The organism is Citrobacter sp. Cb041 (genome assembly GCF_030336655.1).
Taxonomy (GTDB): Bacteria; Pseudomonadota; Gammaproteobacteria; order Enterobacterales; family Enterobacteriaceae; genus Citrobacter; species Citrobacter braakii.
In genome coordinates, this window is record NZ_JAOWDD010000041.1 from 160041 (window position 1) to 173599 (window position 13559).

Sequence of the window (13559 nt, forward strand, 5' to 3'; positions counted from 1 at the left end):
GTGATGACCGTCTTAATGCAGAATGGCGTTCAGCGCCAGAACCCCCAGCAGCCCCATAATGGAAATCAGCGTCTCCATTACCGTCCAGGTACGCAACGTTTCCCCGACGCTGAGATTAAAATAGCCTTTAAACAGCCAGAATCCCGGATCGTTAACGTGGGAGGCAATCACGCTGCCCGCGCCGGTAGCCAGCACCATCAGCGCCGGGTCGGCGTGGGTGACGTTAATAATCGGCAGTACCACGCCTGCGGTGGTGATCGCCGCCACGGTGGCTGAACCGAGCGCGATACGCAGCAAGGCGGCGACCGTCCAGCACATCAGCAGCGGAGAAAGCGATGTGCCGGTCATCAGGTGCGAGATATATTGCCCGACGCCGCTGTCGACCAGAACCTGCTTAAACGCGCCGCCCCCGGCGATGATAAACACAATCATCGCAATCGCGCCGATAGAGTCGCCAATGATATCCATAATTTGCTCGATCGTACGTCCGTTACGTCGACCAAGGGTAAAAATGGCGAGCACGATAGCGATAAACAACGCGACGGCAGGGTTACCGATAAACTCAAAGAAGACCCGTACGCTGTTGGTTTTCGGCAGCGTGATTTCGCACACTGCGGCGACCGCCATCAGTATGACCGGGATTACTGCGGCAAAGATACTGTTCCAGAACGACGGCATCTCTTCTTCGGTGAACAGATGCGGGTTGAATAACCCTTCCGGCGGCGCTTTCTCAAAGCGGGTCAGCAGCTTAGAAAACAGCGGCCCGGCAACAATCACCGTCGGGATAGTAATAATAAAGCCGTACAGCAGGGTGGTGCCAAGATTAGCCTCGAAAATGGTGGCAATCGCGGTCGGCCCCGGATGCGGCGGCAGAAAACAGTGGGTCACGGACAGAGCAGCTACCATCGGGACGCCAACGTACAGCAGCGGCAGGCCGGAAGAGGCCACCACCGTAAACACCAGCGGCAGCAGCAGAACAAAGCCGACTTCGAAAAACATCGCCAGACCCACCACCAGACCGGTGATCACCAGCGCCCACTGCACGCGTTTTTTACCAAACGTGCCAATCAGCGTGGTGGCGATGCGCTGAGCCGCGCCGGTATCGGAAATCAGCTTACCGAGCATTGCACCGAAGCCAAGGATCATCGCCAGACCGCCGAGCGTCCCGCCGATCCCATTTTGTATTGAGTGCAAAACGGCCTGGGCATCCATCCCTTCGGCAAAACCGACGACCGCCGCCACCAGGACCAGAGCAATAAAGCCGTTAACTTTAAAACCAATCATCAGGACCAGGAGCAGCGCGACGCCTGCCGCAATTATTATTAATGGCATAATCGTTTCTCTTATATCCCCGTCATACTGCAAGTTACTGGTGTGTTGGTTGCGCTCACTCACCTGAATCACTTACTCAAGTAAGCTCATCGGGTTCATTCACTTGCCGCCGTCCTGCAACTCGGATTATTTAGGGGTGGCCAAAAATGCAGCGCCTGGGCGCTGCGTGATGTTGCGTTGTGTTGTATCAGACGGCGACCAGCATGCCGCCATCGACAAACAACAGGTGCCCGTTAACAAAATCGGATGCTTTGGAAGAGAGGAAGACCGCCGCGCCAATCAGCTCCTGCGGATCGCCCCAGCGCGCGGCTGGCGTACGTTTGCACAGCCAGGCGGTGAAGGCTTCATCCTCGACCAGCGCTTTGGTCATCTCGGTTTTGAAGTAGCCCGGTGCGATACCGTTGACCTGGATATTGTGGCGTGCCAGCTCAACGCACATACCGCGGGTGAGCATTTTCACCGCGCCTTTCGAGGCGGCATACGGCGTGATGGTGTCGCGGCCCAGTTCGCTCTGCATGGAGCAGATGTTGATGACCTTCCCGGCCTGACGTTCCACCATGCGACGCGTTACTGCCTGCGAGACCAGGAACACCGCCGTCTGGTTAACGGCAATCACATCGTTCCAGTCCTGCTCCGGGAACTCGGTAAACGGATGGCGGCGCTGAATACCGGCGTTATTCACCAGCACATCGATTGGGCCAATGTCTTTTTCGATATGGTCGATGGCGGCATCAATGTCCTGTTTCTGCGTAACATTAAACGGCGCAGCAACGGCGCGGATCCCTTCCTGTTGCAGTTTGGCGACGGCAGCCTCCGCGCGCTCCGGCGTAATATCATTGACGATAATCTGCGCGCCATATTTACCCAGCCCGGTCGCCAGTAAATAACCAATACCCTGGGCCGAACCGGTGATCAGAATATTTTTGCCATCCAGCGAAAAAAGATCGTTCATTATGTTCTTCCTTATTTTGTTTCAGCAAAAACGAGCTGGACTTTCGCTGCCTGGGTTTTATCCCCGGCAAAGATCAGCGCCTGTTCAAGCTCGGTAAACGGATATTCGGCGCTGAGTAATGGCAGCGGATCGATAACGTTATTCGCCAGCCACGACACCGCAGTGTTGAACTCGGTGGTAAAGCGGAACGAGCCTTTGAGCGCGATCTCTTTGCCGATCAGCATCATCATCGGGAAGTCCGGCACCGCACCGCCCATGCCGACCTGCACCATCACGCCTTTCGCGCGGGTGACTTCCAGGCAGGTGGTGATTGAGGACGGATGACCAGAGACTTCGAAGCTGACGTCGAAGTAGCCTTTTTCTTTTTTCCACTCATCGAGCGAGTCCTGCTGCGGGTTAATCAGCGTGTCAGCCCCCATCTGCTGGGCCAGCGACAGCGAGCGCGGGCTGATATCAGCACAGACAATTTCTGCTGCGCCGAGCGTTTTCACCGCGCTGACGATCAGGCAGCCGATAGGCCCCACGCCGGAGATAAACACGCGTTTGCCCTGCAGGTCTCCTGCTTCATGCGCGGCGTGGATCGCGACTGCCAGCGGTTCGGCAAAGGCCATGCCTTTTTCATCGGCGTGCTGGGGGTAGGGGATGCACTGCGCGGTATCGACGGTTTTAAATCGGGTAAAGCCGCCGTCAACGTGGGGAAAATACATGGCGCTACCAAAAAAGCGCATTTCCGTGCACTGGTTTTCTTCGTGCTGCAGACAGTATTTACAGTGGCCACAGGGCTTCGACGGATTAATAGCCACCGACTGACCTTCATGTAATTCTTTTGAGTCGCTGTGCACCACTTTACCAATAACTTCATGGCCTAAAATCATCGGTGCTTTAACGGTAAAATTACCGACTTTTCCTTCCTGATAATAATGTAAGTCGGAACCACAAATTCCGCCGCGGGTAATTTGTACCAGCGTTCCTTTATTATTCCATTCAATATTTTGGTCGGTAATGGTAACAGTTTTCTTACCCGCGACAACGCAGGATTGTGTTTTGACTTGCATAAATGCCTCACTGGTCAGGTAGTAACCTCGGCAGCATTTAAACGGTTTTGATTGTTATTATTTGTGATAAAGATCACGCTGGAAAATTGTTACACTACAATGTTACGCATAACGTGATGCGCCTTGTAAATCTGCTCAGCCACGCCGAAAAAAGGTGAATTCTGCAATGTGGAAGGCGTAGTATCGCGCCATGGAATATGAATCTGGAGTTTTTTCAATGGCCGGGGAAAGTTATATTTTGATGGGCGTTTCGGGTAGCGGTAAATCTTTAATTGGAAGCAAAATTGCTGCAGTATTATCGGCTAAATTCATTGATGGTGACGATCTCCATCCGGCCAAAAATATTGATAAAATGTCTGAAGGTATTCCATTAACCGATGAAGACCGACTACCGTGGTTAGCGCGATTAAATGACGCTTCATACAGTTTATATAAAAAGAATGAGACCGGGTTTATTGTCTGCTCGTCATTAAAAAAACAGTATCGCGATATATTGCGGCAGGGCAGTCCGAATGTGCATTTTTTGTGGCTGGACGGCGATTACGAGACCATTCTGGCGCGCATGCAGCGTCGGGCAGGGCATTTTATGCCTGTGGGATTACTCAAAAGCCAGTTCGATGCGCTGGAGTGCCCGCAGGAGGACGAACGTGATATTGCCCGCATCGACGTGAACCATGACATTGAGCATGTGACGGAACAGTGCCGCCAGGCGGTGCTCGCGTTTCGTAACGGGCAATAAGCCCAGCCCCTTGCGGGACTGAGCCTTGCATCAGAAGTCGGCTTTCAGCACCACGCGGTAGCGGGCTTTGCCGTCACGCACGTGCTGGATAGCGTCGTTAATTTGCGACATCGGGTACAGTTCGGTGGTGGGCGACACCTTGCTGCGTCCGGCAAACTTCATCAGCTTGCGCAGTTCGAACGGCGTACCGGTTGCCGAACCGGAGATGCTGCGATCGCCGGCAATTAAGGTGAACGCTGGCACCGGCAGCGGCTTCAGCACCGCGCCGACGGTATGGAAGTTACCGCCGTAGGCCAGTGCTTCAAAATAAGGCTGCCAGTCGAGATCGACGTTAACCGTGTTAATAATGAGATCGAACTGGCCCGCCAGCGCTTTTAGCGCATCCGGATCGCGGCTGTTAACCACCTTATCCGCTCCCATCGCCAGCACTTCCTGCTCTTTCGCCGGATTGGAGCTGAACGCGGTCACTTCGCACCCCATCGCGTGTAACAGCTTAATGGCGATATGCCCCAGGCCGCCGATGCCGATCACCCCAACGCGGCTGGTGGCGGTGATATGGTGCATCAGCAGCGGTTTGAACACCGTGATACCGCCGCACAACAAGGGACCCGCCGCCGCCAGATCGATGCTCTCCGGCAGCGGGATCACCCACTGCCAGTCGGCCCGCAGCTTCTCGGCAAAGCCACCGCGATTGAGAATAGTGGGAACGGAACCTTCCAGACAGTTAATCTGATTGCCGCTGATACAGGCGTCGCAGTACCCGCAGCTGCGCGCCGTCCAGCCAATGCCGACACGCTGACCAACCTTCAGACCTTTATCTTGCGCCGCGCTGCCGAGCGCCGCCACGCGACCAATCACCTCATGCCCGGGCCACCAGCGGATACTGAGAGAACCCCCATTCGTTGTCGATCATCGACAAATCGGAATGGCAGATACCGCAGTAATCGACCTGGACTTCGACATCTTCCGGCTTAAGCTCGCCCGCATCATATTCATAGAGTTCGAGTTCGCTGCCCGCCGCTTTTGCGGCGTAGCTTTTTATCATCGACATCGTGTTTCCCTCAGTGTGGTGTTGAACTGGAAGTGTAGAGCATGGGGAAACGGGACGCTTCGCAGAAGGGGGGATTAATAAGGGGGCAAACTGTGACGATGGTTGCAGGTGAGAGAGGGAATGCTGAAATTTTCAACACTTAGCGAGTCAGACACACGCTGGTGCTTGCATGGTGGCGCATGACAGGTATAATCCACAACGTTTTCCGCATCCCTTCCGTGCCGGAGTGGCGAAATCGGTAGACGCAGTTGATTCAAAATCAACCGTAGAAATACGTGCCGGTTCGAGTCCGGCCTTCGGCACCATACAAAGCTTTTTTCAAGTATACTAATCTCTAGTTTAGTCCATAAAAATGGAATGTAAGCACATTTTCTGTCTTGCTTAGTCTGTCCACGTCTACCCTTTTCTGTTCATATATGCCAACGAATGGTATCGTCGGTGTCCGACAAATCTTTCAAACTGACGTTGAGTAAGTTATGCACGGGCTGCTCAATCTCAGTCGATTGAATCGGCTCGGATAATCTAGATACATTTGAGCCGTTGATGGACAAATTCAACTCATTTAAGTCTGTAACGAATTTTTCCGATAAGAAATCTGAACTGAGTTAACACCGGATAAAGCCTCGAGGTTGAACTCTAAGGTCAGGCGCAGGGGGATCTATCCGGCAGTGTTCAACTGTTGTGAAACGTATTCGTATCCACAGTTTTGGACTGATAAGATCTGGGGCCAGCTTATCAATATTTGACGTTATCATGGCGCCCTAATAGGCTATTTAATTAAGTAGCTCAAGATGTCTACGGGCTAGGGATTTCCGTACAATACGATAGCTACCCTAAACATTTCTCAACGTTTTTTGGCGTGGTGGTGCGTATGCATGAAAAAGCTACGCGGGCAGTAATTTCTGCATTCATTGAGTAACGCAGCAGTTATGAACCGCATGAAATAGTACATTTGACACTAATGCGCTCAACTGTACCCAAAGAGGATATCTAGGCCAGAATTTGTCAGTATATCAAGAGCGTTGATGTAAACGTGTTAGAACCCAGTGTTCATAAATCTAAATATATTAAACTAGCATAGTTAGAAAATAAATAATGCCCCAGAATATTGACTCTGGGGCAAGGAATTATAATTTTACTAATTTTTTATTAGTAAGTTCAATAAACAACAAAAATCAACTCCAGTTAGGTATGCGTCCTTGATACTCAGCATTATTCTGTTTGATTAAAATAATATGAGTTTGGTTACTTTTATCAATGCCAACAATAATGTTGTCACCTTCACAAGCTTGTTCCATAACATAATTATCTCGAAAATAGAGGCGAAACTCGCTTCTGTCCGGGGAATTCTCTCTAGCATCATACCAAGTGATAGTATCTTTGCAGAATGTATCCGTTCCTCTAATAGAAAATATTACTTCCTTAGTGAATCTAGCTTTACCAAATATCTGTTTTAGTTGAGAAACTCCGTTAAATTCGTGTTGATTTGAGGCGTCTCGATTGGCTTCAACTGCGGTTAAAGTTTTAATACATGATTGCTTAAGGTAAATCGGGGACGTAGTCATTATCAACCTCTTGTTAATAATAATTAAATATATGTTAGGTTTAATAAATAAGTTTAAAGTCTATGGATGAAATAATATAACGACTATATACTAAACAACTAAGTTGCCGAGTCAAGTCGGCAATGATATATATAACAAATATTCTTAGTAACCATATGATAAACTTAACTTATATACTTTTTATAGATCTGATATAAAGTTGAGAAAACATGACATGGATCAATATGCGTATAGTTTTTAATCAAAATATAAAGGTCAAATAAATATAATCAAGTAATAAATTTTTTTATTACTTTAATTCAATTTTTGAGCAGGGAGATAATCCCTCTAAAAGACAGCAATTAAAATATTTTGTTGGGTTAACTTCGTCAAGAGGTGTATATAAATAAAATAAATTATATCCGGTAACATTAATTAATCTGTCCAAATTATATTTTTATAATTTTCATGGCTTTAATTTTTAGTCGAGTTATTACATATGAAGAAGTTTTTCAGATAGGTCTACAAGCTTTTTTCCAGATACATAGAATTCAATGAGCATCATTGGATTGAGATATTCACATTTGATGGGGGGATACTGAACGTCCTGTTGCTCTCTTGTGATTGGATCTTCAATATGTGCTGATTCTACGATTCCAGATATTCCTGGAAATATAAAATAGTTATAGATTGTAGCTTCTGGGTATATATCTTTTAATGCTGAGGCATAAAAAAATTGTTTGATGAGGTCTGGCCATCCAGGCAGGTTTGCTACATTGTTCGCACCATAGTATTTTGCATCAATAATGGCGAATACATTTTCATCAGAATTCATCAAAACAGTGTCAGTACGACCTCCTTTTTGTACTGCAATTTTGAATTCACTATCTATTTTATAACTAGGCTTAGCCAGCCTACGATTGATATCAAATTTCCAAAGCATGCAAGAATCAATCATATGTTCCCACATTGTGTGAAATCTATTTATGCCAATAACGATATTGTTATCCGAATATTTATTTTTATTTGATAAATACATTGATAGATCTTTCATGAGTTTTAAATCTTTGTCTGCATAGATTAATCTCATTTCCTTTTCTAATATTTGTAATTTAGTTTTGATATCCCCAGAGGAATGGTTTATATGAACAAGTTCAGAGGAAATTGTTGAAGTTGTATCGAAGATAATCCATCCAACGAGATCATTTAACTCACGAATGACTTCCGCGTGAATGCGAGATACTTCATCATCATGATGGGTAGTTCTTTTCCTACCAAGAGTATTCAAATATATAAAAGAGTTTGAAACAGGATAATTTTGAACTCTACGAATAGTTCGCTTCCAATCTGTTTTTCCTATGTTTTTTTTGATGGAAGATTCCCTCCTTATATAAATACCATTCTTGATATAGTCATCGAGAAGTGTAAATGCTAAACTAATTAATGAATCTCCTATAACGTTTTCAGAGACACCATCTGAAACTGAAGTACGATCTCTATTCAAGGTATATTTATAGATTGCACGGATAAGAGATGCGCCAAGTTTTAGTGGATCCTCATCTCTTGTCGCTCCACTATTTCTTGGTAAAAATATATCGACTCTGTTTTTTTGTACCACAATGCCACAAAAATCTAGTCTGTCTTGTTCTTTATAAATTAGGTTTTCTGTGTTTAATATATTACGGACATGTTTAGGTAAACTATTAACTACACACTTATCCTCATGTAGAACTATATTCATTATTATTCGACCTCTTCTGGTTGAATAGTTCCAGCTGATATAAGTGTTTCCTCTAGGCTACTTTCGAAAACAGATTTACCTTCCGAGAATGCGGCAACTAGTTGCCCGAAACTTGTGATGCTGATACCTCCAATCTCTGTTGCGAAGATATTAGACCTTTTACCGTGTCGTAAAACATCGTCCCATAGATAGACGAAGAGTTTGTAACGAAGTGAATCATTTGCAGAGCTAGGATCGCTTAGGTCTCCTAATGATAAAAAGCGATGACCAAGCAGACGATCTTCGGGGATACCCAACACTGTGAGCCTTTCATTGATTATTTTTGAAAAATCACTCCATTCGACCTGATAAATATCGCCCTGTAAAGGAAGATAAAGTACCCCTGGGGTTGCTTTTGAATAGTCAATCGGGATATATCGAATAGCCCAGCGACGTTTAAATGCAGTATCCAAGAAATTAACTCCTTGATCGCTGCTATTCATTGTTGCCAAGATAGTTAAATTTACTGGTAAAGATAATTTATCGATGCATTGTGTAAGATGACTATTTATGTAATCTAACATATCTGGGTCGATATCTATTTCATAGTTACAGTCTGGGTCGAGTAACTGAAATAAATCACCGAATACTGCTGCCGCGGGTGCTCTATTAATCTCCTCAATTATTAAAAAAACTCTCTGATTTGGATTGTTTTTCGCTTGGATAAATGCATTAGTGAAAGCTCCAGGGCGAAATTCATAACTAATAGTTTGTGATTCACCATTACTTCTCATCCTTGGTTTTAAACTTCCTACTAAATCACTATACTGTGTGTCAGGGTGGAATACTGTACGAAATTTTTGCGCTTCAGCAGTCAACTGTTCAATCGTATAACTTTTCCCAGTGCCAGGAGCACCAAGATAAATAGTATTCTTTATTCTTTTAGAAATTACACTGGATGTTATGGTTGAACTTTTTAATGACATAGGTGTGAATATAGTACAATCAGATATTACTTGCTCAAGATATTCTATTGTGATTAGGATATCTTGTTCACTGAACGATGTTCGTTCGTCAAGCTCTTGCGGAATTTTATTAGTAGCAATATGTATAAATCTGGATACAACATTAAAAAAAAGCTTGGATTGTTCTTGCGCCGCTACTTTGGCGCGAGGATGGGTAAAAACGTTTAAGCCTAACACGCGGACCATTTTTTCAAAATATTTCCATTCAATACATTGAATGTTGCCTATAGGGGAAATACTGACAAATGTCTGTTGGTCTGCTATCAGCTCATTTCTTATCGGAGTTGGTGTTTGTACAGTATAATTTATAAATTGCTTAGCTTTATCACTAGCTTGGATATCTTTCAGTGACTGAAGGATGCATTGGAAAGAGATATCATGCACTTTCCCTGATGAATTACTCACCTCAAAAAAAGAACCAGTTCCGAGAAAATTTACATTAAAAACTGAGCTAGCATTCCACTGAACATTTTTATCATACAATTGCTGCAATTGAGACTGTGACATAGCCATCCTCCATTAGCTGTATTGATTGATCATTTGTACAGTGTTACGATTACCAGGACAAAAACCGGATAAAAATGACCTATCATGAACAATCAGAATAAATCGCATCATATCAAAGAACTGAGAAAAAGATTAGGGCTCGGACGCACAGAATTCGCCAACCTACTAGGGCTAGGCTCTGCTGGCGAACGGACTGTCCGTGGTTGGGAAGAAGGGGAACATACCCCTTCATCCACAAAATGGCAGGCTATACTAGCTGTTGAAAAACAAATGACTGAATACTTACAGAATGCCCCTTTCCGGCAAAAAGCAACATGTGAATCAAAATTTACATTTATTGATCTGTTTGCTGGTATCGGTGGAATTCGACTACCTTACCAGCGGTTGGGGGGGCAATGCGTCTTTTCTTCTGAATGGGATAAATTCTCGCAGAAGACATACTTGACTAACTTTGGTGAGATGCCACATGGAGACATCACTAAGATTAAAGCAACGGATATTCCTGATCACGATATCCTTCTTGGTGGTTTCCCTTGCCAGGCATTTTCCCAGGCAGGACTTAAAAAAGGATTTAGTGATACTCGCGGGACTATGTTCTTCGAGATTCAACGGATTCTTGCAACTAAACGCCCAAAAGCATTTATGCTTGAAAATGTCAAACAACTCCAAGGCCATGATAAAGGCCGTACGCTAAAGACGATTCTGGATATTCTCAGAGGGCAAAGCGCCCATTCAATACCTGATGATATTCCGATTAGCGAAGATGCTCGGACTGCGTTATCGGAGAAACTCAATTATTGGGTTGATTATAAAGTACTTCGTGCAGGCGATTTCGGTGCACCACAAAATCGTGAACGGATATTTATTGTCGGCTTTGATAAGGATTATTTTAGTGGGGTTGATTTTGATAATATCTTTAATTGGCCAAAACCCCCAATGACACCAACAAAAGTTGGTGATATTTTAGAGGATCTGAGCAATATTTCTGAGCTTGATGATAGATATACAATATCTGACAAACTTTGGATCGGCCATCAGAAACGAAAACTTGAGCATGAAAAGAAAGGAAATGGTTTCGGTTATTCACTTTTTAATGAAAATAGTGAATACACTAATACAATTAGTGCACGTTACTATAAAGATGGTTCTGAGATATTAATTGATCAGTCTCATCTTAATAAAAATCCGAGAAAGCTAACTCCGCGTGAGTGTGCTCGGCTCCAAGGGTTTCCTGATGATTATATTGTTGATGCTGTTTCACAAGGTCAGATTTATAAACAGTTTGGCAATTCGGTATGTATTAATGTGATTGATGCTGTTGCGAAAGAAATGGTTGGCGCAATATCTGAAGCAGATAAGCTTAGAGCCAGTAATATAAAGATGAAAAAAACTGTTAGTTAAGTATGTAGAGGAGTGAAAGCACCTTGCTATTTATATGTAAGAATTAATGGTAAGGTGTTTTATAAAAAAATTAGTTAATAAGGTATGTATTGAAAAATATGTAACTCCTGTATTTTTGATAAAAGGAATTCTACGTGGCGCTGTACTGCATCTCTGATAAAAACCTTACTGCATTAACAAAAACGACATTTACTATTGAAGGCTTGCAAGAACGTTATGACTTGCAAGAGGCTCTCAAGAAAAATATCGATATTGTCGCACCAGACTGTCTCGTTATATCGGAAGAGTTTTCAGACTGGGAAGACAGTAGGCGAAGAATAGATCTATTAGCCATCGATAAGCAGGCGAATTTAGTTGTCATTGAATTAAAACGTGATGAAGTCGGTGCACATATGGAATTGCAGGCATTAAGATATGCCGCGATGATTTCTACTATGAGTTTTGCGAAAGCATGTGAGTATTACCAAGCTTATCTGCAAAAGCATGACTTAGATATAGATGCTAAAGCACAAATACTCGAATTTGTTGAACTGGAAGATACTGAACTTGTGGATTTTGGCAAAGATATCAGAATTATTCTTGCTTCAGCCGATTTTAGTAAAGAGTTGACGACAACAGCTATCTGGTTGAGAGATAAAGGAGTGGATATTCGTTGTGTCCGCTTGACGCCGTATAACTTCAACGGTGAAGTCTTAATCAATGCGGAGCAGATAATTCCTGTTCCGGAGCTTGAAGAGTATCAGGTGAGGTTCAGAGAAAAGCGCGTAGAGCAGATTGCAAGCAGCCAGAAATCAGAGCGAGATTACTCTGAATATAGGTATAAGGGGCTGGTTTTTAATAAAAGAAAACTTGCTCTTGAGCTTTTTACCGACTGGATCGCGAAGCATAACCCAAGCGATTTTAGTGAGCTGACAGCAAAATTAAGTGAAATATTAAAAAGTAGAACAATAGCATTAGCAGATCATATCCCTGAAGGGCGTAAGAACAGGTTTCATATGAATGATGATGCGATGATTGAGTTACCATCAGGCGAGCTTGTAGCTATTTCAAACCAATGGGGACTTGGAAATATTGAGCGATTAATCGATTTTGTTCGTCGTGATGGATTCAATATTGAAAAGATAGAGTAGTTGCTGAATATGGACAGCCAAAATAAGATCCTCAGGTACCATTCTCCTGAATCTCGCAGTCGAGCTATAAACGCCCTCTACACTAGCTGTCAAACTTGTAAGTAGGAAAACGATTGCTATTTATTGCCGCAGGTCAATTCCCTTTTTGCTCGCGATCGCACATAATACGACCCCGGTTTGCACACCGGGAATCCAGGAGAGTTCATGTACTACCCCTTCGTTCGTAAAGCCCTTTTCCAGCTCGATCCAGAGCGCGCTCATGAATTGACATTCCAGCAATTACGTCGCATTACCGGCACGCCGCTCGAAGCGCTTGTCCGCCAGAAAGTACCCGCAAAACCGGTTACCTGTATGGGGCTGACGTTTAAAAATCCACTCGGGCTTGCTGCCGGACTGGATAAAGACGGGGAGTGCATTGATGCGCTCGGCGCGATGGGATTTGGTTCCATTGAGATTGGTACCGTGACGCCGCGTCCTCAGCCGGGTAATGATAAACCACGTCTGTTTCGTCTGGTCGATGCAGAAGGTTTGATCAACCGCATGGGGTTTAATAACCTGGGGGTTGATAACCTGGTTGAGAACGTTAAAAAATCGCATTTTGACGGTATTCTGGGGATTAATATTGGTAAGAATAAAGATACTCCGGTAGAAAACGGCAAAGATGACTATCTGATTTGTATGGAAAAAGTCTATGCTTATGCTGGTTATATCGCGATTAATATCTCTTCACCGAATACGCCGGGATTACGTACGCTGCAATATGGTGAGGCGTTGGATGATCTTCTGACGGCAATTAAAAATAAGCAAAATGATCTGCAAGCGATCCACCATAAATATGTTCCAGTGGCGGTTAAGATCGCACCGGATCTTTCTGTGGAAGAACTGATCCAGGTTGCTGACAGTTTAGTTCGTCATAATATTGATGGCGTAATTTCGACTAACACCACTCTCGATCGTTCTCTCGTTCAGGGAATGAAAAATTGCGATCAAATGGGTGGCCTGAGCGGTCGACCGTTACAATTAAAAAGTACAGAAATTATTCGCCAGTTGTCTCAGGAATTAAAAGGTCAGCTGCCGATTATTGGGGTTGGTGGTATCGACTC

General features: G+C 44.5%; 10 protein-coding genes, 1 tRNA gene and 1 pseudogene. 5 read left to right on the forward strand and 7 right to left on the reverse strand.

The window, feature by feature from the left end; genetic code table 11:
• Positions 1 to 12: 12 nt before the first annotated feature.
• The 3 genes from idnT to idnD all read right to left on the reverse strand — a co-directional run bounded on the left by idnT (position 13) and on the right by idnD (position 3339).
• Positions 13 to 1332 (reverse strand): gnt-II system L-idonate transporter, encoded by a 1320-nt coding sequence (idnT, locus tag OGV52_RS18585; RefSeq protein WP_016155581.1) that lies wholly within the window; start codon positions 1330 to 1332, stop codon positions 13 to 15.
• A gap of 187 nt (positions 1333 to 1519) precedes the next feature.
• Complete coding sequence (idnO, locus tag OGV52_RS18590; protein ID WP_016151510.1) at positions 1520 to 2284, reverse strand: gluconate 5-dehydrogenase; 765 nt, start codon at positions 2282 to 2284, stop codon at positions 1520 to 1522.
• A gap of 11 nt (positions 2285 to 2295) precedes the next feature.
• A complete protein-coding gene (gene idnD, locus OGV52_RS18595; RefSeq protein WP_287108932.1) occupies positions 2296 to 3339 on the reverse strand; it encodes an L-idonate 5-dehydrogenase in 1044 nt (347 codons plus the stop codon).
• 217 nt (positions 3340 to 3556) lie between these two features.
• Between idnD and idnK the strand changes: the two genes are divergently transcribed.
• Positions 3557 to 4078 (forward strand): gluconokinase, encoded by a 522-nt coding sequence (idnK, locus tag OGV52_RS18600; RefSeq protein ID WP_047358547.1) that lies wholly within the window; start codon positions 3557 to 3559, stop codon positions 4076 to 4078.
• A 30-nt stretch (positions 4079 to 4108) separates the two neighbouring features.
• On the opposite strand, the pseudogene ahr reads toward idnK, so the two are convergent.
• Positions 4109 to 5129 (reverse strand): annotated as a pseudogene (ahr, locus tag OGV52_RS18605) (NADPH-dependent aldehyde reductase Ahr).
• A gap of 220 nt (positions 5130 to 5349) precedes the next feature.
• Here ahr and OGV52_RS18610 point away from each other — a divergent pair.
• Positions 5350 to 5434: transfer RNA gene (locus OGV52_RS18610), tRNA-Leu, on the forward strand.
• 870 nt (positions 5435 to 6304) lie between these two features.
• Here OGV52_RS18610 and OGV52_RS18615 read toward each other — a convergent pair.
• The 3 genes from OGV52_RS18615 to OGV52_RS18625 all read right to left on the reverse strand — a co-directional run bounded on the left by OGV52_RS18615 (position 6305) and on the right by OGV52_RS18625 (position 9925).
• Positions 6305 to 6694, reverse strand: a complete 390-nt coding sequence (locus OGV52_RS18615; protein WP_279272497.1) for a type II restriction endonuclease — start codon at positions 6692 to 6694, stop codon at positions 6305 to 6307.
• A 472-nt stretch (positions 6695 to 7166) separates the two neighbouring features.
• Positions 7167 to 8414: an LlaJI family restriction endonuclease gene (locus OGV52_RS18620; RefSeq protein WP_286455337.1), complete on the reverse strand. Its 1248-nt coding sequence runs from the start codon at positions 8412 to 8414 to the stop codon at positions 7167 to 7169.
• A gap of 2 nt (positions 8415 to 8416) precedes the next feature.
• Positions 8417 to 9925 carry an McrB family protein gene (locus OGV52_RS18625; protein WP_233598402.1) on the reverse strand — a complete coding sequence of 503 codons (1509 nt, stop codon included), beginning with the start codon at positions 9923 to 9925 and terminating at the stop codon, positions 8417 to 8419.
• Between the two features lie 84 nt (positions 9926 to 10009).
• Here OGV52_RS18625 and OGV52_RS18630 point away from each other — a divergent pair, with 84 nt between their 5' ends.
• The 3 genes from OGV52_RS18630 to pyrD form a co-directional block, all read left to right on the forward strand.
• Complete coding sequence (locus OGV52_RS18630) at positions 10010 to 11326, forward strand: DNA cytosine methyltransferase (protein ID WP_200014250.1); 1317 nt, start codon at positions 10010 to 10012, stop codon at positions 11324 to 11326.
• A 134-nt stretch (positions 11327 to 11460) separates the two neighbouring features.
• A complete protein-coding gene (locus OGV52_RS18635) occupies positions 11461 to 12456 on the forward strand; it encodes a PDDEXK family nuclease (RefSeq protein WP_200014248.1) in 996 nt (331 codons plus the stop codon).
• 204 nt (positions 12457 to 12660) lie between these two features.
• The coding region (gene pyrD / locus OGV52_RS18640; protein WP_287108246.1) for a quinone-dependent dihydroorotate dehydrogenase at positions 12661 to 13559 on the forward strand (899 nt) is incomplete at its 3' end.